20 protein-coding genes are annotated in these 22897 nt (G+C 70.1%); 11 read left to right on the top strand and 9 right to left on the bottom strand.

All coding sequences use genetic code 11. From position 1 onward, the window contains the following. Position 1: 1 nt before the first annotated feature. Both ACLB9X_RS03290 and ACLB9X_RS03285 read right to left on the bottom strand, forming a co-directional pair. Complete coding sequence (locus ACLB9X_RS03290; RefSeq protein ID WP_410358672.1) at positions 2 to 433, bottom strand: GlcG/HbpS family heme-binding protein; 432 nt, start codon at positions 431 to 433, stop codon at positions 2 to 4. A gap of 52 nt (positions 434 to 485) precedes the next feature. After that, entirely contained in the window at positions 486 to 1697 is a 1212-nt protein-coding gene (locus tag ACLB9X_RS03285) for an MFS transporter (protein ID WP_410358671.1), read from the bottom strand. Positions 1698 to 1843: 146 nt separating this feature from the next. Here ACLB9X_RS03285 and ACLB9X_RS03280 point away from each other — a divergent pair, with 146 nt between their 5' ends. The 5 genes from ACLB9X_RS03280 to ACLB9X_RS03260 all read left to right on the top strand — a co-directional run bounded on the left by ACLB9X_RS03280 (position 1844) and on the right by ACLB9X_RS03260 (position 8570). Continuing rightward, on the top strand, positions 1844 to 2308 hold the full coding sequence (locus ACLB9X_RS03280; protein WP_410358670.1) for a MarR family winged helix-turn-helix transcriptional regulator: 465 nt from the start codon (positions 1844 to 1846) through the stop codon (positions 2306 to 2308). Positions 2309 to 4202: 1894 nt separating this feature from the next. Then, entirely contained in the window at positions 4203 to 4982 is a 780-nt protein-coding gene (locus ACLB9X_RS03275; RefSeq protein WP_410358669.1) for a CAP domain-containing protein, read from the top strand. Positions 4983 to 5247: 265 nt separating this feature from the next. Then, a complete protein-coding gene (locus ACLB9X_RS03270; RefSeq protein WP_410359130.1) occupies positions 5248 to 6147 on the top strand; it encodes an oxidoreductase in 900 nt (299 codons plus the stop codon). A gap of 137 nt (positions 6148 to 6284) precedes the next feature. Then, on the top strand, positions 6285 to 7052 hold the full coding sequence (locus ACLB9X_RS03265) for an NPP1 family protein (protein ID WP_410358668.1): 768 nt from the start codon (positions 6285 to 6287) through the stop codon (positions 7050 to 7052). A gap of 249 nt (positions 7053 to 7301) precedes the next feature. Beyond that, a complete protein-coding gene (locus tag ACLB9X_RS03260; RefSeq protein ID WP_410358667.1) occupies positions 7302 to 8570 on the top strand; it encodes a ricin-type beta-trefoil lectin domain protein in 1269 nt (422 codons plus the stop codon). A 116-nt stretch (positions 8571 to 8686) separates the two neighbouring features. Here the strand turns inward: ACLB9X_RS03260 and ACLB9X_RS03255 are convergent, their stop codons facing one another. From ACLB9X_RS03255 to ACLB9X_RS03240, 4 genes are all read right to left on the bottom strand, one after another. Continuing rightward, a complete protein-coding gene (locus ACLB9X_RS03255; protein WP_410358666.1) occupies positions 8687 to 9925 on the bottom strand; it encodes a cytochrome P450 in 1239 nt (412 codons plus the stop codon). Between the two features lie 24 nt (positions 9926 to 9949). Next, entirely contained in the window at positions 9950 to 11374 is a 1425-nt protein-coding gene (locus ACLB9X_RS03250) for an NAD(P)/FAD-dependent oxidoreductase (protein ID WP_410358665.1), read from the bottom strand. Beyond that, positions 11331 to 11558, bottom strand: a complete 228-nt coding sequence (locus tag ACLB9X_RS03245) for a ferredoxin (protein ID WP_410358664.1) — start codon at positions 11556 to 11558, stop codon at positions 11331 to 11333. The genes ACLB9X_RS03250 and ACLB9X_RS03245 overlap by 44 nt, the downstream gene beginning before the upstream one ends. 134 nt (positions 11559 to 11692) lie before the next feature. Beyond that, positions 11693 to 12331 (bottom strand): hypothetical protein, encoded by a 639-nt coding sequence (locus ACLB9X_RS03240; RefSeq protein WP_410358663.1) that lies wholly within the window; start codon positions 12329 to 12331, stop codon positions 11693 to 11695. Positions 12332 to 12748: 417 nt separating this feature from the next. Here ACLB9X_RS03240 and ACLB9X_RS03235 point away from each other — a divergent pair, with 417 nt between their 5' ends. The 5 genes from ACLB9X_RS03235 (at position 12749) to ACLB9X_RS03215 (ending at position 18314) form a co-directional block, all read left to right on the top strand. Continuing rightward, the gene (locus tag ACLB9X_RS03235; RefSeq protein ID WP_410358662.1) at positions 12749 to 13129 is read left to right on the top strand and encodes a bifunctional 3-phenylpropionate/cinnamic acid dioxygenase ferredoxin subunit; all 381 of its coding nucleotides are present in this window, start codon (positions 12749 to 12751) and stop codon (positions 13127 to 13129) included. Then, positions 13126 to 14367, top strand: a complete 1242-nt coding sequence (locus ACLB9X_RS03230) for an NAD(P)/FAD-dependent oxidoreductase (protein WP_410358661.1) — start codon at positions 13126 to 13128, stop codon at positions 14365 to 14367. Before ACLB9X_RS03235 ends, ACLB9X_RS03230 begins: the two co-directional genes overlap by 4 nt. After that, the gene (locus tag ACLB9X_RS03225; RefSeq protein WP_410358660.1) at positions 14364 to 14600 is read left to right on the top strand and encodes a hypothetical protein; all 237 of its coding nucleotides are present in this window, start codon (positions 14364 to 14366) and stop codon (positions 14598 to 14600) included. The genes ACLB9X_RS03230 and ACLB9X_RS03225 overlap by 4 nt, the downstream gene beginning before the upstream one ends. 189 nt (positions 14601 to 14789) lie before the next feature. Beyond that, the gene (locus ACLB9X_RS03220) at positions 14790 to 15911 is read left to right on the top strand and encodes an aromatic ring-hydroxylating oxygenase subunit alpha (RefSeq protein ID WP_410358659.1); all 1122 of its coding nucleotides are present in this window, start codon (positions 14790 to 14792) and stop codon (positions 15909 to 15911) included. A gap of 39 nt (positions 15912 to 15950) precedes the next feature. Next, positions 15951 to 18314, top strand: a complete 2364-nt coding sequence (locus ACLB9X_RS03215) for an FdhF/YdeP family oxidoreductase (RefSeq protein WP_410358658.1) — start codon at positions 15951 to 15953, stop codon at positions 18312 to 18314. Here the strand turns inward: ACLB9X_RS03215 and ACLB9X_RS03210 are convergent. From ACLB9X_RS03210 to ACLB9X_RS03200, 3 genes are all read right to left on the bottom strand, one after another. Beyond that, positions 18302 to 19099 (bottom strand): IclR family transcriptional regulator, encoded by a 798-nt coding sequence (locus ACLB9X_RS03210; protein WP_410358657.1) that lies wholly within the window; start codon positions 19097 to 19099, stop codon positions 18302 to 18304. The genes ACLB9X_RS03215 and ACLB9X_RS03210 overlap by 13 nt on opposite strands. A 363-nt stretch (positions 19100 to 19462) precedes the next feature. Further along, positions 19463 to 20335, bottom strand: coding sequence for a formyltetrahydrofolate deformylase (gene purU, locus ACLB9X_RS03205; protein WP_410358656.1), 873 nt, complete (start codon positions 20333 to 20335; stop codon positions 19463 to 19465). 272 nt (positions 20336 to 20607) lie between these two features. Continuing rightward, positions 20608 to 20970 (bottom strand): cupin domain-containing protein, encoded by a 363-nt coding sequence (locus tag ACLB9X_RS03200; protein ID WP_410358655.1) that lies wholly within the window; start codon positions 20968 to 20970, stop codon positions 20608 to 20610. Positions 20971 to 21483: 513 nt separating this feature from the next. Between ACLB9X_RS03200 and ACLB9X_RS03195 the strand changes: the two genes are divergently transcribed. Then, the gene (locus ACLB9X_RS03195; protein ID WP_410358654.1) at positions 21484 to 22896 is read left to right on the top strand and encodes an MFS transporter; all 1413 of its coding nucleotides are present in this window, start codon (positions 21484 to 21486) and stop codon (positions 22894 to 22896) included. Position 22897 lies beyond the last annotated feature (1 nt).

The raw sequence follows: 22897 nt of genomic DNA, 5'->3' as shown, positions 1-22897 counted from the left end.
GTCAGCCGAGGGCGGCGACGGCCGTGGTGGCGAAGGCGTGATCCTGCTCGGGGGCGCCGCCGCCGACTCCGATCGCGCCGATGAGCGTGCCGTCGCGGTGGACGGGGAGGCCGCCGGCGATGAACAGCAGCGGGCGGTCGAGTGCGGTGGTGAGGCTGTGGAAGGGACCGTCGGGCTTGACCAGGTCGACGAGGTCGGCGGTGGGTGCGTTCAGCTGCAGGGCGGTGTAGGCCTTGCGGGTGCTGGTCTCACCGGAGATCAGCACGGCGCGGTCGTCGCGGCGGAAGGCGAGGAGGTGGCCGCCCGCGTCCAGGACGGTCACGCTGACGGTGACCCCGGCGGCCTCGGCCGCCCGGCGGGCCGCGCCGAGCAGGATCTCGGCGTCCTCGGTGGTCAGCGGGGTGACGGCGGTGGGGGTGGCGGTGGTGCTCATGGTCGTTCCTTCGGAAGTGACGAGTGGGCTTCGGCAGGGATGAGGGGGAGGGTCACTGGCGCCCGGCCGGCGCGGGGGCGGGCACCGCGGCCCGGACGGCGGTCTGCGCCTGGGCGGCGCGGGTGCGCTTGTGGAGGTGTGCGGTCAGGAAGGCGAGCAGCAGGGCGGTCCCGGAGAGCAGGGCGCCGACCCAGTTCGGCGAGGTGTAGCCGAGGCCGCCGGCGATCACGATGCCGCCGAGCCAGGCCGCGAGTGCGTTGCCGAGGTTGAAGGCGCCGATGTTGGCGGCGGAGGCGAGCGTCGGAGCGGCCGAGGCCTGGTCCAGCACCCACTTCTGCAGCGGCGGCACGGTCGCGAAGCCCAGCGCGCCGATGAGCGTCAGGGTGATCGCCGCGAGGGTCTTGTCGTGCGCGGTCGCGGTGAAGACCAGCAGGGCGAGCGAGAGGGCGCCCAGGGACACGAACAGCATGGGCATCAGGGCGCGGTCGGCGAACTTTCCGCCCAGCAGGTTGCCCAGGAACATGCCGATGCCGAACAGTACGAGGAGCCAGGTGACGGCGGCCTCGGTGTAGCCGGCGACCTCGGTCATCATCGGCGTGATGTACGTGATGGCCGCGAACACCCCGCCGTAGCCGAGAACGGTCATCGCCATGGCGAGCCAGACCTGGACGTTCTTGAACGCGGCGAATTCGGTGCGGACGTTCTCGGTCTCGGGCCTGCCCTGCTCGGGTACGAGCCTGGCGACGCCGAGGAGGCCGACTATGCCGAGGGCGGCGACGACGGTGAAGGTGATGCGCCAGCCGAGTGCCTGGCCGATGTAGGTGCCGCCCGGGACGCCGACGATGTTGGCGACGGTCAGGCCCATGAACATCAGGGAGATGGCGGACGCCTTCTTCTCCGGGGCGACGAGGTCGGCGGCGACCACCGAACCGATGCCGAAGAATGCGCCGTGAGCCAGAGAGGCGACGACGCGGCCGATCAGCATGACGCCGAAGCCGGGCGCGAAGGCGGAGAGCGCGTTGCCGAGGATGAACAGGCCCATGAGGAACATGAGCATCTTCTTGCGGGACACCTTGGTGCCGAGCACGGTCAGCAGCGGGGCACCGAACACGACGCCGAGGGCGTAGCCGGTCACCAGCCAGCCGGCGGTGGGGATCGAGACACCGAAGTCGCCGGCGACCTGGGGCAGCACGCCCATGATCACGAATTCGGTGGTGCCGATCCCGAAGGCTCCGATGGCCAGGGCCAGCAGCGCGAGAGGCATGACGAACGAACCTTCCAGAGATTGTTGCGCAGAGGTCTTATAGGCCACGACAATACTTGCAGACGCTTATCAATGCAAACGCGTGCTATCTGCGGAGGGCGGCTATCATTGTGTGCAAGTCAGTTGCGCCGACGAAGGAGGCCCTCGTGATCGCGACCGCCGCGACGCCCGCAGCCCTGGCCCAGGGCTGGTCTGCTCTGTCGCTGTTGCACGGAAGGATCGAGACGCGCATCGAGCGGGCGCTGCAGGCCGGACACGGCCTGAGTGCACGCGAGTACGTCCTCCTGGAGGTGCTCAGCCGCCAGCACGACGGCGAGGGCGGCCATCTGCAGATGAAGCAGGTGGCCGACGCCGTCACTCTCAGCCAGAGCGCGACCACCCGCCTCGTCACCCGGCTGGAGGATCGCGGCCTGCTGTCCCGCTACCTCTGCCTCACCGACCGCCGTGGCATCTACACCGACGTCACTCCCGCCGGTCTGACGCTGCTCGCCGATGCCCGGCCGACCCATGACGCCGCGCTGCGCGAGGCGCTCGCCGAAGCCGGACGCGACACGCTGCTGCGGCCGCTCGTCGAGGTGGTGGAGGCGGCTTCGCCCACCGCTCGCAGCTGAGCCGACCTGCCGCGTGCGACGAGGTCGCCCGCGGTGGTGCCGCCGAGATTGCCCGCCGCCTCGATCCGGTTGAAGATCTGCCGGCCGCTGCCCACCAGCTTGCGCCGCCTGTCGTTGGCCAGCCAGGGGTTGAGGTGGTCCCACGCCGTGTCCTCGCGCCACAACCGGCCGGAGCTGTCGCGGGCCAGCAGGTCGGGCGAGCCGTTGTCGGTGTAGTCGTGCGGGGCGGGCTTCCGGACCGCCTTGAAGGTGCCCGAGGCGGTCAGGACGGGACCGATGCCGTTCCGCGGCGTCGCCCTGATCTGCCAGGTGCAGTCGCCGTTGTGCGCGGCGGCCGCCGCACCCTGCTCGCGGAGCAGGCCGTTCCAGGTGTAGTTGACCCGCTGAGGGCCGAGCGAGTCGCCGTTGTCCGGGTAGAGCCAGGCCTCGGCGATCAGGCCCGTCCGGACGTGCCGGAGGGTGACGGCGACCTCGACGTTCAGGCGCGACAGACGCCACTCCATGGGGAGTTGGCCGCGATTGCGGTCGAGGTCCACCATCGTGGGGATGCTGTGCCCGAGCAGTTGCACCGCGGTCGGTTCGCCGGTGCTCGCGACGAGCGCGGCAGTCGGGGTGCCGTCGGAGCCGGCGGCGACGCGGTACGCCCCTTCGCCGCTCGCGACGGTGCCGCCCATGGCGAGCAGCGACCCGTCCGGCGCGGGCGTCACGGTGGTGACATGGTCCAGCAGCTTGCGGGCGGTTGCCCGGGGGTCGTTCGCGGGTACGGCGGTGAGCGCCATGAAGCGGTCGGCGTCGGCGTCGCCGTGCAGGAGAGCCGTCTCGTTGGCGTAGACGATCCAGTCGCCGACCAGCCCGAGCCGCGGGCTGTAGAGGCCGGTGAGCTCCGTGCGAACGGGTGCGCCGCCGCGCTCGGCGACGGACAGCGTGGCCTTCCCGCTGCCGTCCGCGGTGATCCAGGCGGCGTGCGTACGCGACAGCGCCGAGGCGCCGAGGCCACCGTCCGCGCCGAGGGAGTAGGTGTCGGTGACGGGCGCGGTCGCGAGGTCGACCACCGCCACGAAGGCCTGCGAAGCCGCCGGTCCGGTCCGGTACCAGAGCATCACGCTGCCGTCGGCCGCGGCCCGGGTGGACACCGCGTACGCCTTGGGGTCCAGACCCGAGACGCGGCGGTCGGACAGGGGGCCGCCGGTCCTGGAGAGCAACTGGACCGCCTGCGTGGTGTCGGAGATTTCAATATCACCCCGTATGCCGCCGTCTCGGTGAGCCCTGAGCAGCCTGATCGCGCGAGCGCGACTGCACAGGGTGAGCCGGAGGCCCCGGGCAGGCCGTGCACCACCGGGCGGCCAGGCACCCCCGCGCCTGCGGCACTCCCGCACATCGCGGCTCCGGCCGGGCCTGCTCCTGCGCGTCGTCCTGTGGAACCGGCAGGCTGTCCTGTTTCTCGCCGGCTCGGCGACGCTGTTCCGCCCGGCCGGGGGTCAGACGGAACCAATGGTTCCGTGACATCCGTCACAGCCGTTCTCGCTCGTCACGACTGCCGATAGTAGATGGCTCGTTGGCGACATAAGGATATTTGTCCATCTCGCTACGGATATTCCCCGCACGGCGCTCGGCGGCCTTCGGCTCTCCGGGCACCGTTGCCACCGTCGCGTGCATGGAGTTTTTTGACGATGCGTCAAACGGATCACATCATTCCGCATGTGTGCCAGCACGCCCGCTGCCCCATGGCAAGGGCGCTCAGACCTACTAGCCGCGCTAGTAGCAGGTGCTCGTTGCCCTCCACGCGCGGCGCTCCTAACAATGGCTGCCCGCAAGGCGTCTCCGCAGGTCACGCACCGATTGGGCCGGGCCGACCGCTCTCGGTGGCGCTCCGCGATGACGAGTGAGGTCACACATGAGCAAGCACCGCAAGACGAGGCACTACCGGAAGGCAGCCATCGCTGCCATCGCCCTGGCGGCCGTGGGTGTGCCCTCCGTAGCCATGGCCTGTATGGACCCGCAGGGCGGTCAGGACGACCGGTCGTACGGCCAGTGGACGGGTACGTATTCCGACCAGGCGTGGCAGGGGAACGACTCCGACCGACGGTGGGACCGCGACGGGTGGGACCGGGAGGAGTGGGACCGGAAGCCCGCGTCGCCCGAGTCGCAGGCCCCCACCGCGACGCCGAGCACCCCGAAGCCGGCGGCGAAGCAGCCGGCGGTAGCCAAGCCCACCGCGAAGCCGGCCGCACCCAAGCCGGCCGCGAAGAAGCCCGCCGCCCCCAAGCCCGCCGCGCCGTCCACCGCGGCACCGGCGTCCGGTGATGTCGCCCGCGTCGTGGAACTCGTCAACAGTGAGCGCAGCAAGGCCGGATGCTCTCCGGTGACCCTGAACGCCAAGCTGAGCAAGGCTGCCCAGGATCACAGCGAGGACATGGCCGCCCACCGGAACATGTCCCACACGGGCTCCGACGGCTCGGGCGCGGGTGACCGGATCACACGTGCCGGTTACAACTGGAGCACGTACGGCGAGAACGTCGCCTACGGTTACGAGACTCCCGAGAGCGTCATGGCGGGCTGGATGTCCAGCCCCGGTCACAAGAAGAACATCCTCAACTGTGCGTTCAAGGAGATCGGCGTCGGTCTCGCGCAGCCCAATCACTACTGGACGCAGGACTTCGGCACGGCCCGATAGGCGGGGCCGCGAAGCCGGAGCGACATCGGAAGGCCCCTGCCGTGACCAGACGGCGGGGGCCTCGCCGCCTGCCCGGCCGGCGAGCGGGGCCGAGGCGCGTCAGCAGGAGTAACGCGGAGTGCCCCCTCAGGGTTCCCTGTTGCGCTGTGATCTTCCTGCCCCGTTCCGCACCTTTCCGTCACCGCTGTTGCCTGCGCATACTCCAGTCCGCCTCGCCTCGAGCCGCCGAGGGGCGATGACCGATCGCATGGAGCTGATGAAGCAGATGACGTCGCGCACGGTCTCCGCAGCAGCCTCGGGCACGTGGCTGCTCGGTGACCTCAGGGTCAACCGGATCGGCTTCGGCGCCATGCGCCTGACCGGCAGCGCCGCCTTCCACCAGGGCACCCCCAGCGACCGCGGCACGGCACTCGCCGTGCTGCGCCGCGCGGTCGAACTCGGCGTCAATCACATCGACACCGCGGCGTTCTACTTCTCCCGCCTGCGTTCCGCCAATGAGCTGATCAACTCCGCGCTGTCGCCGTACTCTGACGACCTCGTCATCGCCACCAAAGTGGGCCCCGCCCGGGACGCATCCGGTGGGTGGGCCGCTTCGGCTCGGCCCGACCAGCTGCGCGGACAAGTCGAGGAGAACCTGCGCCAGCTCGGCCGCGACCACCTCGACGTGGTGAACCTGCGCATCATGAGCCAGGAGTCCGTCAGCGAGCACTTCGGAGCCCTCGCCGAGCTGCGCGAGGCCGGACTGGTCCGCCACCTCGGTATCTCCAACGCCCGCATGGAGCACCTGGCGCAGGCCGAGAAGATCGCGCCGGTGGTGTGTGTCCAGAACCGCTACGGCATCGACGCGCGCGACGGAGAGGTGATGCTCCGCGCTTGCGCGGCACGGGGCATCGCGTTCGTGCCCTTCTTCTCCATCGCCGGGGAAGGGCGCGAGGCCGGCGCCGTCCGGGCCGAGCACGACGAGGTCTGCGCTGTCGCCCGCGCCCACGGGATCTCACCGGCTCAGGTACGGCTCGCGTGGGCCCTGCGGCACGGCATGCACGTGCTGGCCATCCCCGGGACGGGCAATCCGGCTCACCTCGTCGACAACGTGGCAGCGGGCGGACTGCGCCTGACGAAGGAAGATTTCCAGCTCCTCGATTCGATCGGCCGCTCGGCATCCTGACGCCGGCTTGTGTCCTCAGCGCGGGTCAGCGGCTTGAGCGTCCGTCAGGGGCGGCTCATCTGACGAAGGTTCGGCCAGTCTGAGATGGGCATGCCAATCACGGCGTGTTCCCATCCGTGGTCGACCAGGAGGATGCAGTGAAGACGAGCTCGCGGATCCGAAGAGTGGCGTTCGTCCTCGGCAGTTCCCTCGCGCTGCTGATCGCCTCTCCGGGCAGCGCTCTCGCCGCCCCGCCCGCCGCGTTGCCCCCCAACGCCGACGGACTGGAGCAGACGTTCCAACCCGCCTACGACTATGACACGGACGGCTGCTATCCCACGCCGGCCATCGGCCCGGACGGGTCTGTCAACGGTGGCCTCAAACCGTCCGGTGCCCTCAACGGCCAGTGCCGCGACTCGTGGGACCTCGACAACACCAACGGATATGCGCGGTACAAGTGCAACAACGGCTGGTGCGCGATCATGTACGGCCTCTATTTCGAGAAGGACCAGGCCGTGGCCGGAAGCGGTCTCGGCGGGCACCGCCACGACTGGGAGCACGTCGTGGTGTGGGTGCGGAACAACCAGGCCCAGTACGTCTCCACCTCCGCCCACGGCCGTTTCGACGTCCACGGCCGTGACCGGATCCGGTGGGACGGCACGCATGCGAAGATCGTGTATCACAAGGACGGTGTGAGCACGCACTGCTTCCGTCCCGCGAACTCCAACGACGAGCCGCCCGAGAATCACTACCGCAGCTGGCAGTTCCCCGCCCTGGTGGGCTGGAACGGCTACCCCACCGGCATACGCGACACGTTGAGCCAGCCCGATTTCGGAAGTGCCGTGTTCGGTCTGAAGGACGGCAACTTCGCCTACCACCTCGAAAAGGCCAAGCCGGCCGGTGTTCCCTTCGACCCGCACGCCTGACGATGGCGGTGGACCCGAGGGGGCGGCCCGGGGCACCGGAGATGCGGTCGTGGCCTGCGTTCATGAATCTGGTCCATACCAAGCCCTTGACAGGCCCATCGTTCACTTCTTGAATCACGTAGTGAACTGAGTGGCTCCCGGGGCGAGTTCTCACTCCACTTCCTGTTACATGGGAGCCGCTCGGCGGCGATCTGTCATATGCATGCCATGACCTCGGCTGTCCCCGTCATGCTCCATGAAGGGAGAGACATGCACCCCCCACGCCTGCCCCGGCGCCTGTCGCTGTCCCTGGTTTCCGTCCTCGCCCTCGCGTCGCTGTCCACCGGACTGGCGCAGGGAGCGCCTGCGCCCGAGGCCAAGCCCGCCGCGCCGACGGTCGCGGCCGCTCCGACCGCCCTCGCCTTCGCCGACGAATTCGACGGGCCTGCGGGCTCCGCCGTCGACGGCGGTAAGTGGCAGATCGAGACGGGCGACAACGTCAACAACCACGAGCGGCAGTACTACACCGCGGGCAACCGCAACGCCGTCCTCGACGGCCAGGGTCACCTGGTCATCACGGCCCGCCGTGAGAACCCGGGCAACTACCAGTGCTGGTACGGCAGATGCGAGTACACCTCTGCCCGGCTCAACACGGCCGGCAGATTCACCACGACGTACGGCCGCGTCGAGGCCCGGATGAAGATCCCGCGCGGGCAGGGCATGTGGCCCGCGTTCTGGATGCTGGGCAACGACATCGGGCAGGTCGGCTGGCCCGACTCGGGCGAGATCGACGTCATGGAGAACGTGGGCTTCGAACCGTCCACCGTCCACGGCACCCTCCACGGCCCCGGCTACTCAGGAACCGGCGGCATCGGCGCCGCGTACACCCTGCCCGGCGGTCAGGTGTTCGCCGACGCCTTCCACACCTTCGCCGTCGACTGGAGCCCGGACTCGATCACCTGGTCCGTCGACGGCACCGTGTACCAGCGGCGCACGCCCGCCGACCTCGGCGGACGGCAGTGGGTCTTCGACAAGCCGTTCTTCCTGATCCTCAACCTCGCGGTCGGCGGCTACTGGCCCGGAGACCCCGACGGCAGCACTGTCTTCCCCCAGCAGCTCGTGGTGGACTACGTCCGGGTCAGCACCCAGCCGGGCGGCGGTGGCCCCATCAGAGGCATCGGCGGCAATTGCGTGGACGTGGCCGGCGCCAACAGTGCCAACGGCACGGCCGTACAGCTCTACGACTGCAACGGCACGGCCGCGCAGCAGTGGACCGTCAGCTCGGACGGCACCATCCGCGCGCTCGGCAAGTGCCTGGACGTGGCCTCGGGAGGCACGGCCGACGGCACGCCCGTCCAGCTGTGGGACTGCAACGGCACCGACGCCCAGCAGTGGGCAGTCCCCGCCGCCCAGGACATCGTCAACCCCCAGGCCGACAAATGCCTGGATGCCACCGGCGGCAGCACGGCCAACGGCACCCGGCTGCAGATATGGACCTGCACCGGAGCCGCCAACCAGAAATGGACAGTCACCCGATGACCACGAGGCTGCTGCCCCCACCCACGGTGCGCGGTGCACCGGCCCCGCCCGGTAGCTCCGTCCGCCGCCCGGGGGCCTGCCATGCCTTGCTGCGCATGCCCGTTCCGGGGACGGCGTCAGGGGCGGATCCCGTCGCAGGCGATGGGCAGGTGCCGCGGACCGCGGAGTACGGCGTTGCGCCGGTAGGGGGGCGGGTCCTCCAGCAGGCGCGGGTTCTCGAGTCTGCGGGCGAGTTCCGACAGGGCGATCTGGGCCTCGAGCCGGGCCAGGGGTGCGCCGAAGCAGCTGTGGATGCCGCTGCCCAGACCGAGGTGCTGGATGTCCCGGCGGTCCGGGTCGAAGCGGTCAGGATTCTCGAAGCGCTGGGGGTCGCGGTTGCCGGATGCCAGGACCAGCCAGAGGGAGGCGCCTTTCGGGATGGTGATGCCGCGGACCTCGATGTCCGCGAGGGTGGTGCGCTGCGGCACCAGCTGCACCGGCGGTTCGAAGCGGAGCAGTTCCTCGACGATGGGCACGGCGAGTCGCGGGTCGGTCCGCAGCCGTTGCAGGACGTCGGGGTTGCGCAGCAGGGTCAGCATTCCGTTGGTGACGAGGTTGACGGTGGTCTCGTGGCCCGCGATCAGCAGCAGCGCGGCGGTACTGAGCAGTTCCATCGTGGTCATCGTGCCGTCCTGGCTCCTGCCCGTGGCCAGTTCGGAGAGCATGTCGTCCCCGGGGTTCTTGCGGCGTTGCTCGATCAGGCCGGCCAGGTACATGCCCAGCTGCATACGCGCGTCGTGCGAGGCTTTGCCCCGCTCGGTGGGGTCCGCGTCCGGATCGGGGTCCAGGCTCGCGGCGATGGTGTCGGCCCAGGTGTGGAAGCGGGCCTCGTCCTCGCGCGGCACGCCGAGCAGCCGGCAGATCACCGTCACGGGGAAGGGGTAGGAGAACTGGTCGACCAGGTCGATCCGGCCCGTGTCGTCGATGCCGTCGATGAGGGCGGAGACGATGCCGTGGAGTTCCTGGCGCATCCCGTCGACCCGGCGGGGGGAGTGCGGTGGGCCGAAGGGCCTGTTGGTCATGCGTCGCAGCCGGTCGTGTTCGGGCGGGTCGAGCCGTAGGAAGCTCGGCGGCAGGACGCTCTCCTCCTCCTGGGTCGGCTCTGCCGGCGAGGCATCGGCGGTCGAGGCCAGATTGCGGGCGTCGGAGCTGATGCGAGGGTCGTGCAGGAGGCTGCGGATCTCGTAGTAGGTGCTGACGACGAACGGCCCGTCGGCTTCGCGGTGGACCGGTGTTCTGCGCAGCTCTTCGTAGATCGGGTACGGATCGGCACGGTTGGAGTAGTCCAGGATCTGGTGCAGCAGCGATGGCGTCATGGTGGGTCCTCGTGGCCGTGCGGGTCAGTGCGCGGGGGTGAACGTCATCCGGCGGTCGGCCGGTGAGTATCCGCTGAGGGTCACAGTGGGGCCGTGGGTCGGCACCGACGGGTCGGGGAAGTCGGCGTCCATCGGCCGCTGCCCGTCCGAGCGCCGGCCCACCGACGGGAAGGCCGGCGGGAACGGTGCGGTGGTCTCGATCAGTTCCTGGTAGAAAGGCAGCCACCGGGCATGGTCGAAGGCGACCGCGCCGATGACGCGGCCCTGGTACCCGTAGACGCCGATGAACCGACGGTCGTCGAGGGAGCCCTGGGAGACGACGATCTCGGTTCCCATCGACGGCACACCGACGGACTTGATGTTCACGCCGAACTGGGAGGACCAGAAGGCCGGCACCCATATGTGGGGAAGCCGGTCGGTGCTCTCGCTGAGCATGTTGTGTGCCGCGGTCCTGGCCTGGGAGACGGCGTTGCCCCAGTGCTCCAGGGACAGGAACTGGTAGCCGAACAGGGGATGCGGGGACCGGGCGACGTCGCCGGCGACGAAGACGTCGTCGGTCACGATGCCGCGGATGTCGAAGGCGCGGCAGCCCGCGTCGCAGGCGATGCCGCGGGGACCGGCGCCGAGTCCCGACCCGGCCAGCCATTCGGTGTTGCGGGTGGCGCCGAGCGAGACGACCACCACGTCCGTCTCGACGGTGGATCCGTCCGACAGGTGCGCGGCGCGCACCCGTCCCGAGGCGTCGCCCTCCAGCGCGGTCACCATCACCCCGCAGCGCAGGTCGACACCATGCCCGCGCTGGAGGTCGGCGGCGACCGCGCCGACCACCCCGCCGAGTGCACCGACCAGGGGTGCCGCGCCGCGTTCGGCGACGGTGACGGCCAGGCCCCGTTCGCGGCAGGCGGAGGCGATCTCCGAGCCGGTGAACCCGGCGCCGATGACGAAGACCCGCTTCGGGCCCTCGGCGAGCCGCCGTGCGAGCGCGGCGCCGTCGTCGCGGGTCCGCAGCACGAAGACGCCGTCGAGTTCCGCCTCGGCCTCGCGTGGCCACGGTCGTGCGCGCACGCCGGTGGCGATCAGCAGCCGGTCGTACGGCACCTCGTCGCCGTCGGCCAGCCGTACCCGTCGGGCTGCCATGTCCAGGCCGGTGGCCGGGACGCCGAGCCGCCAGGTCGCGTCCAGGGCGCGGCGTCTGGGCAGTGCGGTGCGGTCCGCGGCGGCCACGCCCAGCAGTACCTGCTTGGACAGCGGCGGCCGGTCGTACGGCTCGTGGGGCTCGTCGCCGATCATCGTCAGGGAACCGGCGAAGCCCTTCTCGCGGAGGGTCTCCGCCGCCCGCAGACCCGCCAGAGAGGCGCCGACGACGACGATACGGCCCTCGCGTCTGAGCCAGTCCAGCCATCCGTCACCGTTCACCGGACACCCCCTCGGCCGGTGCGTCCAGCGCATCGACGAGGATGGCCTGGACGGGGCAGGCGGCGGCGGCCTGTGCCAGCTTCTCGCGATGTGTCTCGTCTGCGTCCGGGGTGTACAGCAGCCCCTCCTCGCCGTGCATGGTGAAGACGTCGGGGGCGAGAAACGCGCACTGCGCGTACCCCTGACAGTGGTTCAGGTCGACGACAAGCCTTACCAAGGGATCGGTCCCTTCCGTTGGTCCGGACCCCCTGGACCAGCCTCTGCGACCGGAGGGGATGAGGCGACGAGGAGCAGCCCGTTCGGGTGAGGTGCCGGGCCCGCTCAGGCAGGGCCCGCTCAGGCGGGGGCCGCTCAGGCAGGGGCCGCGGGCCCGGGGCCGGCGGGGTGACGGCCCGACAGGATGTACAGGCCGACGATCAGCGCCCAGGCCGGGAAGACCAGTTCCGACCAGGGCAGGTCCGCTCCCACCACCAGCAGCGTCAGACCGGCGAGATAGCCGAGGACGACGAGCGGTCGAGGGAAGAGGCCGAGGCGGCGGCCGATGGCCGAGGTCGTGAAGATGAACACGGCCGCCATCCGCATTGCGTACGTGGTCAGCAGGGAGTACGCGAAGTGGCGGCCGAACGGCAAGGGCTGCTGACTCTCGTCGAGCACGGTCCCCGCCGCCGCGGCGCTGGCGAACAGGGTGGCGACGAAGACGAAGCCGCTGCCCAGGAAGACGGTGGACACGAACCGGTCCTCATGCTCACCCGCCTGCGTACGCAGGGCTCCCATGAACCACAGGAAGGCGATCCCTGCGAACGGCAGCAGCGCCAGCGCCGACTGCACGGCGCTCCGCTGCCCGGCATCGACGGTGATGTCGTCCCCGCCGGCCCCGCCGGGCAGGGCGAGGCGCACCAGGACGATCGCCGCGGCCATCAGGATCGCGAAGACGACCCCGGCGATCCCGGCGGCCCGGGGAGTCCCGAGGTGCTCGTGCGTGCGGTTCATGGTCCCTCGCTCTCTGTCTGCACGTCCTCCGTCCAGACAGCAGGGATTCGGCGATCCGCGCCACCGGGGCCGCTCGGAAGGCCGAGCGGTACGCGGCGGTCCGGCGTGCCGGCGGGGCAGCGGCGTCAGCGCGCCTGAGCCCTGGGACAGCTCCGCCGGGCCGGGACCACGGGCATGCCCACGCGCGGTCCGGTTCACCCGCATCGCCCTGGGAATCCCGCCGGGCCGGCCTTCGGCAGAAGGCCGACGCGTCCGGCCGCTCTTGGCCCGCCCCGTGCCGCCGATCGCCCCGGCAGCGGGCGAGCCGCGGAAGACCTCACGGGATGCCCAAAACGACTCCTTGACAAGGGGTAGAGGCGACCTCAGACTGGCGTTGCACTTGACGCAATCCGTTTCGTAATACGCACCGAGGTGGTCATGATGATTCCTGCGTGCCGTGTCGCCGACCTGCCGCGAGGCGAGGCGTACCGGATCGAGTCCGACCCGCCCGTCGCCGTGTTCCACACCGAGGACGGCGAGTTCTACGCGATCGACGACACGTGCACCCATCAGGACGCCTCGCTCTCCGACGGCTGGCTGGAGGGATGCGAGGTCGAATGTCCCCTGCACGCTTCGAAGTTCGACCTGCGCACGGGACGCGTGGACGCCCCGCCGGCCCGGCTCCCCGTGCGCACCCACCAGGTCCTCGTCGAGGACGGCATGATCTACGTCAAGCTCTCCGACGCCCCGCCTAACCTCCCGCCCTCCTGTGTCGCCGCACGGCTCGGAGCGGTCCCGGTCTCCGGAGACGCCGCGTGAAGAGCGTGGCGGTCGTCGGCGCCTCGCTGGCCGGGCTGTCGGCCGCCCGGGCCCTGCGCGCGCAGGGCTATGACGGACGGCTCGTCATCATCGGCGACGAGACCCACCGCCCCTACGACCGCCCCCCGCTGTCGAAGGAGTTCCTCGCCGGCCAGGTGGGGGAGTCGGACCTCGCGCTCGAGGCGGACGGCGAGGAGCTGGGCGCGGAGTGGCTGCTCGGCACCCGCGCCGTCGGGCTCGACAGCGCCGATCGCACAATACGGCTGGCGGACGGCCGTACGGTCCGCGCCGACGGGGTCGTGGTGGCCACCGGAGCGGCCGCCCGCACCCTCCCCGGCAGCCAGGGTCTGGCCGGCGTCCACGTGCTGCGCACGCTCGACGACGCCCGCGCACTGCGCGAGGACCTGGCGCGCGGAGGACGGCTCGTCGTCATCGGCGGCGGCTTCGTCGGCGCAGAGGTCGCCTCGACCGCCCGCGCCCTCGGGCTCGACGTCACTGTGGTCGAGGCCGCGCCGACCCCGCTCGCCGGTCCGCTCGGCACGGCGATGGGCGCGCTCCTGTCGGCCCTCCACGCCGACCACGGCGTGCGGCTGCTGTGCGGAGTCGGCGTACAAGGGCTCAGCGGTGATGCGCCGAGCGGGACGGGAATCCCTCACGCGGAGGCCACTCTCAACGGTGGCCGAGCCCGCGGGAGGGTGAAGGCGGTGCTGCTGGACGACGGCCGCAGCCTTGCCGCCGACACCGTCGTCGTCGGAGTGGGTGCCCGCCCCTGCGTCGACTGGCTCGACGGCTCCGGCGTGGCGCTGGAGAACGGCGTGCTGTGCGACGCCGCCGGCGCCACGAACGTCCCCGGCGTCGTGGCGGTCGGCGACTGCGCGGCCTGGTACGACCCCGCGGTCGGGGCCCACCGCCGCGTGGAGCACTGGACCGGTGCGCGCGAGCGTCCGGCGGCGGCCGTGACCGCCCTGCTCTCCGGAGGCACGGCCGCACCCGAGCCGCCGCGTCCGCCGTACTTCTGGTCCGACCAGTACGGCGTGCGCATCCAGTTCGCCGGATACGCGGCCGGGGCCGACAGCGTGACCGTCGAGGAGGGTGCCGCGGACGACCGCAGCTTCCTCGCCGTCTACCGGCGGGCAGAGCGCCCGGTCGCCGTGCTCGGCGTGAACCGGACCCGCCCGTTCATGCGCTGGCGCCGTCAGCTGTCCACGGTCGCTGCGCGCGAGGACGGATCCGCGTGACCGCCATTGCCCACGCCACCGCCCCCACACGCCCCGGCATCCCGGAACCGCACCCCTACGGGCTTCCGCGGCCGGGCCGGACCCTGGTCATGGGCGTCGTGAACGTCACTCCGGACTCGTTCTCCGACGGCGGGCAGTCGGGCACGCCGGGTTGTCCCCTCCTCGTGGGCACGTCACGCACGTCGTTCCTGGGGCGTGTGCTCCAGGATCCGGCGCAGGTGTCCCTGCGCTGAGGCCCGGTGTCCGGCCGGCGGCGCGGCGCCGCAGCCTGCCGGGCCGACGTCTTGACACCGCTTCCTCCACAGCAGATTCTTTGTTTCGTAATACGCCACTTGTCTCTTATTGAGAAACGCACCGTTGTGAACCGTCCCTGACGGACCACTGCGCCGTGTGCGCGTGTGACATCTCCCGAGGTGAGAATGATGAGCAGCACCAGTCTGTCCCCGAGCCTGATCGCCACGCTGGCGGGCGAGTACTACACGGATCCTGGGGTGTTTGCCCGGGAGCAGGAGCGGGTGTTCGAGGCCATGTGGTTCTGTGTGGCTCGGGCGGCCGAGTTGGACAAGCCGGGCGCGTTCCGTACGTATCAGGTGGGGCGGGAGAGTGTGCTGGTGTCCCGGTCGCGGGACGGTTCGGTGCGGGCGTTTTTGAACATCTGCCGGCATCGTGGGGCCAAGCTGTGCCTGGAGGAGTCGGGTGAGGTGAAGCGGGCGTTCCAGTGTCCGTATCACGCCTGGACCTATGGTCTGGACGGCAAGCTGGTGGCGGCGCCGAATCTGACGTCGATGCCGGACATCGACCGCACGGAGTACGGGCTGGTGAACGTCCATGTGCGGGAGTGGCTGGGGTATGTGTGGGTGTGCCTGGCCGAGGAGCCGCCGTCGTTCGAGGCGGATGTGATGGGCGCGGTGGTGGAGCGGCTGGGGGATCTGGAGTCGATCGAGCGTTATGACATCGACCATCTGCGGCTGGGCCGGCGTATCACCTATGACGTGCGGGCGAACTGGAAGCTGATCATCGAGAACTTCATGGAGTGCTACCACTGCGCGACGATCCATCCGGAACTGACGGAGGTGCTGCCGGAGTTCGCGGACGGTTACGCGGCTCAGTACTACGTGGGGCACGGTGCGGAGTTCGGTGAGGAGGTGAAGGGCTTCACGGTGGACGGTTCGGAGGGTCTGGACCGTATTCCGGGTGTTGCGGAGGACCAGGACCGCCGGTATTACGCGATCACGGTGCGGCCGCAGGTGTTCATCAACCTGGTGCCCGATCATGTGATCTTCCACCGGATGTATCCGATGGCGCACGACCGGACGGTCGTGGAGTGCGACTGGCTGTATCTGCCGCATGTGGTGGAGAGCGGCAAGGACGTGGACCGGTCGGTGGAGCTGTTCCACCGGGTCAACCAGCAGGACTTCGACGCCTGTGAGCGTACCCAGCCGGCGATGAGCTCCCGGGCGTATGCCAAGGGCGGTGTCCTGGTGCCCAGCGAACACCACATCGGCGAATTCCACACCTGGCTGCAGACCCGACTGAGCGCATAACAGCAGTCCCACCGGCACATCGGACGAGGAGAGGCAGTCATGGCACGCAAGGCGCCGCGCGTGGACCCCGGCGAGGACGCACTGGAAGTGACCGAACCGAAGCGCTGGGCCGCCGGGATCCCCGCGGTGACCCATGCGCTGCGCATGGGGTACGACCAGATGGGCGTGCGGCGCACCGCGCTGACCCTGCTGAAGGTCAACCAGAAGGACGGCTTCGACTGCCCCGGTTGCGCCTGGCCGGAGGGCGATCACCGCAGCAGGGCCGAGTTCTGCGAGAACGGCGCCAAGGCTGTCGCCGAGGAGGCCACCGTCCGCCGGGTGACGCGCGAGTTTTTCGCCGCGCACCCGGTGGGCGAACTCGCGACCCGCAGCGACTACTGGCTGGGCCAGCAGGGCCGCCTCACCGAGCCGATGCACAAGCCGGCCGGCTCCGACACGTACGTGCCGGTCACCTGGGAGACGGCGTTCGACGTCATCGCCCAGCAGCTCAAGGCGCTGCGCAGCCCCGACGAAGCGGCCTTCTACACCTCGGGGCGGACCTCCAACGAGGCCGCCTACCTCTACCAGCTCCTCGTACGGCGATTCGGCACCAACAACCTGCCGGACTGCTCGAACATGTGCCACGAGTCGAGCGGCTCGGCGCTCACCGAGACGATCGGGGTCGGCAAGGGCAGCGTCCACCTCGACGATCTGTACCGCGCCGACCTGATCTTCGTCGTCGGGCAGAATCCCGGCACCAACCACCCGCGCATGCTGTCCGCGCTGGAGAAGGCCAAGCAGCGCGGTGCGCGCATCGTGGCCGTGAACCCGCTGCCCGAGGCCGGGCTGCTGCGCTTCAAGAACCCGCAGAACGCCCGCGGAGTAGCCGGCGGCGGCACGTCCCTGGCCGACCGGTTCCTGCAGATCCGGCTCGGCGGCGACCAGGCGCTCTTCCAGGCGCTGTCACGGCTGCTGCTGGAGGCCGAGGACGCCGCGCCCGGCACGGTCCTCGACCACGACTTCATCGCCGCGCACACCGACGGCTTCGACGCCTACGCCGACCACCTGCGCACACTCGACTGGGACGACGTCGCCGAGGCGACCGGACTCGCGCGCGAAGCCATCGAGGCGACCGCGCGCGACGTCCTGTCCGCCCGGTCGATCGTGGTGTGCTGGGCCATGGGCCTCACCCAGCACAAGCACTCCGTGCCCACCATCCGCGAGGTGGTGGACTTCCTGCTGCTGCGCGGGAACATCGGCCGCCCCGGCGCCGGTGTGTGCCCCGTGCGAGGCCACTCCAACGTCCAGGGCGACCGGACGATGGGCATCTACGAGAAGCCGGCGCCGGATTTCCTCGACGCGCTGCACAAGGAATTCGGATTCGACCCGCCACGCCACCACGGTTTCGACGCCGTGGAGACGATCCGGGCGATGGGCACCGAGGACGTGAAGGTGTTCTTCGCCATGGGCGGCAACTTCGTCTCCGCCGCCCCGGACACGGCCGCCACGGAGCGCGCCCTGCGGAACTGCCGGCTGACCGTGCAGGTCTCCACCAAGCTCAACCGCTCCCACGCCGTCTGCGGCCGAGAGGCCCTCATCCTCCCCGTCCTCGGCCGCACCGAACGTGACAGGGGACCGGACGGCAGGAACCGGTTCGTCACCGTCGAGGACTCGATGGGGATGGTGCACGCCTCACGCGGCGGGCTGCCACCCGCCTCCGCGCACCTGCTCTCCGAGCCGGCCGTCGTCTGCCGGCTGGCGCAGGCCCTCTTCGGGCCGGACGGCGAGGTGCCGTGGGCGGCCTTCGAGGCCGACTACGACGCCGTCCGCGACAGCATCGCCCGGGTCCTGCCGGACTTCGCCGACTTCAACACCCGGGTCCGGCACCCCGGAGGCTTCACCCTGCCGCACGGCCCCCGTGACGCACGGCACTTCCCCACTAGCACGGGCAAGGCCAACTTCACGGTCAACCCCCTTCAGGTGCTGCGCGTCCCGCCCGGCCGCATGCTGCTGCAGACACTGCGCAGCCACGACCAGTACAACACCACGATCTACGGCCTCGACGACCGCTACCGCGGCATCCACCAGGGACGCCGAGTCGTGTTCGTCCACCCCGACGACCTCGCCGAGCGCGGGCTCACCGACGGGGACCTGGTGGACCTCGTCAGCGAGTGGCAGGACGGCCCTGAGCGGCGGGCGGAGGACTTCCGCGCCGTCGCCTACGACACGCCCCGCGGCTGCTGCGCGGCCTACTTCCCCGAGGCCAATGTGCTCGTCCCGCTCGACTCGGTGGCCGACATCTCCAACACACCGACGTCCAAGAGCATCGTGGTCCGGCTCGAGCCGCGTGCGGCAGCCCGCAGCGACGAGGCACAGGCGGCGCCGGCCGGACCCGTCGGCCCGCACGGGACTCAGCCGATGTAGCCCATGCGGTGGCTGATCTCCTCGGCGCCTCTGACCAGCACGGGTGCGAGCTCGTGCATCCGCTCCTCGGTGAAGCGGTACTCGGGGCCGGAGGCGCTGAGGGCGGCGATGACGTCGCCGTCGCGAGACCGGATGGGCGCCGCCATGGCGTGCAGTCCGATCTCGAATTCCTCCAACGACACCGCGTAACCGCGCTCCCGCGCCTCGGCGAGCGCCTTCTCCAGCCTGCTCTTGGCGGTGATCGTGTGCGGCGTCAGCTTCTGCATCCCGGACCTCGTGATCACTGCGGCCCGCTCCGTCGCCGGCAGGTGAGCCAGCAGGATCTTGCCGCTGGAGGTGGCGTGCAGCGGGGTGAGCTGTCCGACCCAGTTGTGCGTGCCGACCGCGCCCGGGCCGCGCACCTGGTCGAGGTTGACCGCGTAGTGCTCCTGCAGGACGGCGATGTTGACGGTCTCACCGATCTCCTCGGCGAGCCGCTCGCACACGGGCCGGCCCTGCTGGGTGAGGTCGAGCCGGCCCGTGACCGCGCCGGCCAGGCGCACAATCCCGAAACCGAGCCGGTACTTGCCCCGCTCTGCCGCCTGCTCGACCAGACCACGCGCCTCCAGCGCCCCGAGAAGACGGAACGCGGTCGACTTGTGGACGTCGATCTCGGCGGCGACCTCGCTCACGCCCGCCTCGCCGCGCTGGGCGAGGATCTCCAGGACGCTGACGGCACGGTCGACGGACTGCACGCCGCCCGCCGCGGGACCTGCTGTTTCGCCATCTGCCGTATAGTTGCTCATGGCGCAACTATACGCACTGGTATCCATGGATTCTGCAGTGCTGTGGCGTGTGCGGCGACATCAGCGGCGCGAGTGCGGCTAAGCCGGTATACCAGTCCCGGGAATGCTCCTCAAGGCATCCGGCCGCTCCACTGCGCGTATGCGAGCAGACCGGCGCGCCCAGCGCCCGACGGACCCGTGCGGGGTCCGGATCGCGCCGACCGGACGGCCGTCGGCGAGGCGCATACAGCGGACGTCGTCGCCGGGCTACGGCCGCGTCGACGACACGGCCGTAGCCCGGCGACGCCCGGCCCGGGCGACCGCGCGCTGCGTGCGCCGCCGCCCGGACCGCCCGTTACTCCCGCGCCGGCCCGGCCGGCCCGGTCAGCGGAACACGACCGTGCGGTTGCCGTTGATCAGCACGCGGCTCTCACTGTGCCACTCCACGGCGCGGGCCAGCACCTGGGCCTCGACATCGCGGCCCATGGTGACCAGCTCGTCCGGGGCGCGCGAGTGGTCCACGCGGACCACGTCCTGCTCGATGATCGGGCCTTCGTCGAGGTCCGATGTGACGTAGTGCGCCGTGGCTCCGACGAGCTTGACCCCGCGCTCATGCGCCTGGACGTACGGCCGCGCGCCCTTGAAGCTCGGCAGGAACGAGTGGTGGATGTTGATCGCCCGGCCGTCCAGCTGCTTGCACAGGTCGTCGGAGAGGATCTGCATGTAGCGGGCGAGGACGACGAGGTCGATGTCGAGATCGTCCACGAGCTGCAGCAGCCGCGCCTCCGCCTCGCCCTTCGTCTGCGGTGTCACCGGGATGTGGTGGAACGGGATGCCGTAGTTCTGCGCCAGCGGCTCGAAGTCGCGGTGGTTGGAGACGATCGCCGGGATCTCGATGTTGAGCGTGCCCGTGGACCTGCGGAAGAGCAGGTCGTTCAGGCAGTGGCCGAACTTCGACACCATGATCAGGGTGCGGGTCGGGGTCGCGGCGTCGTGCAGCTGCCAGGTGATCCGGTACGCCTCGGCCACCGGGCCGAAACCGGTGCGCAGCTCCTTCAGGGAAACGTCCGGATCCGAGACATCGAAGTGCACCCGCATGAAGAAGCGGTTCTGCAGTCGGTCGTCGAACTGCTGGCTCTCCAGGATGTTGCCGGAGTGGTCGACGAGAAACGTGGTCACGGCGTGGACGAGACCGGCCCGGTCAGGGCACGAAAGGGTGAGGACGAACTCGCTGCCGGACTGCGGTCGAGGAGACATGGCATCCTCCGTTGATGCGTATTACACAACAGGATGAGTGATACGCAACATCGTCCAGTGTGGACGGCCGGCTGGTCAAGGGCCGGCGGGCAACTGTCACGTTCGGTGGGGCGGTCTTGTGCGGCACTCGTCACCCATGTGACGCACGGTTGCGTGCTGTGCCTGGTGCTGCACCCGGCTCGTTCGCCGGACGGTGCCCGGCGTGCAAACGCTCCGGACGCGCCGCGAGCCTGCCCCCGAGTTCGGGAGCAGGCTCGCGACGGCGTCGAGGTCTACGTGTAGATGACGAAGACCTTGCGCAGCGTCTCGTGGATCGTCCAGGTGCCCTGCCACCCGATGGGGAACACCGCGGTGGTTCCGGGACCGACCTCGGTCGTCGCCCCTCCCTTCTCTTCACACGTCATCCGACCGGACAGCACGTGGATGACTTCACCGCGGTCGGAGAAGTCCCATGCCGACTCTCCCGGTTCGCACTCCCATGTTCCGCTGACGATCCTGCCGTCGTCCGAGGTGAAGATCCGCCGGCTGCGGGTCTGCATGGGTCCGCCGAGGGGCGTGGCTGTCGGCGGGGCGAGGTCCTTCTTGTCCTCGAGCTCGTCGGAGGACAGTGATCCGGCGTTCAGGCTGATGGTCATGGTCATTTCCTTCTCTGTCGTGGAAGTGACTGGCGTCCGCCGATCGCCGCTCCGGAGGCGGCGCAGGCCGCCATTCGCTTACGGGACGGGGTCGGGCGGAGGTCTGCTGCGGGCCGAGGGCGCCGGCGTCGGGAGAAAGTCCGGAGGGTCCCGGCGCCGTTGGGGCGGGGCTGCGGCCGCGCGCGGCAGTCCGGCGAAGTCCGCTCCTCCGTGGAGTCATACCGGACGTTGTTTCACGATACAAAACTCAGATCGTTATACGCAACGACTTGAACTGTGCCGTCGCGGGCGGATGCCATGCGTAAGAGCGTCGGAGGCCGTCGCCGAAGGCCGAGCAAGTTACAAGAGCTTCCGCATCGTGTCTTGACGCCGACACGCGATCGATGTTCGGTTGCGTATGTAGAAACGAGTTTTTATGAGCGCAACATTGCTCACGTGTGATCCGTCGACCGCGCGGTCGCCGCCCCGGTGTGCGGGTCACGCAGTCCACAGTCCCCCATCCCTGGAGTTCAGATGTCCATCCGTGCCATCGACGAGGCGCCACTGAGCAGGTTCCATCGGAAACTCACCTGGGCCTGCGCCGGCGGCCCCTTCCTGGACGGCTACCTGCTCAGCATCATCGGCGTCGCGCTGGTCGGCATGAGCAGCGAACTGCACCTGAGCGCGGGGGACGTGGGTCTCATCGGTGCCGCCGCCCTGGTCGGCATCTTCGTCGGAGGCCTGTTCGGCGGAGCCGTCACCGACAAACTCGGCCGTGAGGCGATGTACACCATTGACCTGGCGATTCTGGTCGGCGCATCGGTGCTGTCGGTGTTCGCCACCGAGACCTGGCAGTTCGTCGTGCTGCGCTTCGTCCTCGGCATAGCCATCGGAGCGGACTACCCGATCGCGACGTCCCTGCTGGCCGAGTGGGTGCCGGGCCGGCACAGGGGCCGACTGCTCGGCGTCCTCATCCTCGCCTGGTACGTCGGTGCGGCAGCCGCCTACGTGGCCGGCTACGTCATGGCCGAGATCGGCGGCACCGGCACCTGGCGGTGGATGCTCGCCTCCGGCGCCGTGCTGAGCGCCGTGATCCTGCTGATGCGCATCGGTACGCCCGAGTCCCCGCTGTGGCTGGTGAACAAGGGCCGCACCGCCGATGCCCAGGACTCGATCAGGAAAGCCCTCGGCCGTACCGTCCCGATCGAGCAGCTGCTCGCGGCCTCGGCTGCCGAACAGGCGGTGGAACAGAACCGGTTCCGTGACCTGTTCCAGGGCGCCTACCTGCGGCGGACGCTCTTCTGCGGACTGTTCTACATGTGTCAGATCACGCCGATGTTCGCCCTCTACACCTTCGGGCCCGCCATCCTGGGCTCCTTCGGGCTCGGGGAGGGCAACGCGAGCAACCTCGGCTCGGCCCTGATCAGCATCGTGTTCGTGCTGGGCTGCCTCCCCGCGCTGCGCCTGGTGGACCGGGTGGGACGCCGCCCCGTCATGGTCTGGTCGTTCGCCCTGATGGCGGTCCCGCTCGCGGTGCTGGGTGGCGGCGACGCCCTCCCCATCACGGTGGTCATCCTGTGCTTCTGCGCCTATGCCCTCCTCTCGGGCGGTCCCACGGTGCTGGAGTGGACCTATCCCAACGAGCTGTTCCCCACCGGCATCCGGGCCACCGCGGGAGGCGTGGCCACCTCCATCAGCCGCATCGGCGCCGCCGCGGGCACCTTCCTGCTGCCGATCTCCCTCAGCAAGCTGGGCATCGGCACGACCATGCTGATCGGTGCCGGCATCACACTGCTGGGCTGGGTGGTGTCCCTGGCGTGGGCCGAGGAGACGCGTGGGCGCACGCTGGCGGAGACCAGTGCCCTTCCCGCCCGCTTCCGGCAGTCCTCGGCTGACGACAGTGAGCGTGTCGGCGGCCTGAGGGAGGGCGACCTCGAGCGCTCCTGAC

Source organism: Streptomyces sp. 5K101, assembly GCF_046506645.1.
Taxonomy (GTDB): Bacteria; Actinomycetota; Actinomycetes; order Streptomycetales; family Streptomycetaceae; genus Streptomyces.
The sequence above is the reverse complement of the archived record's forward strand: the minus strand, read 5'-3'. Positions and strand labels throughout refer to the sequence as shown.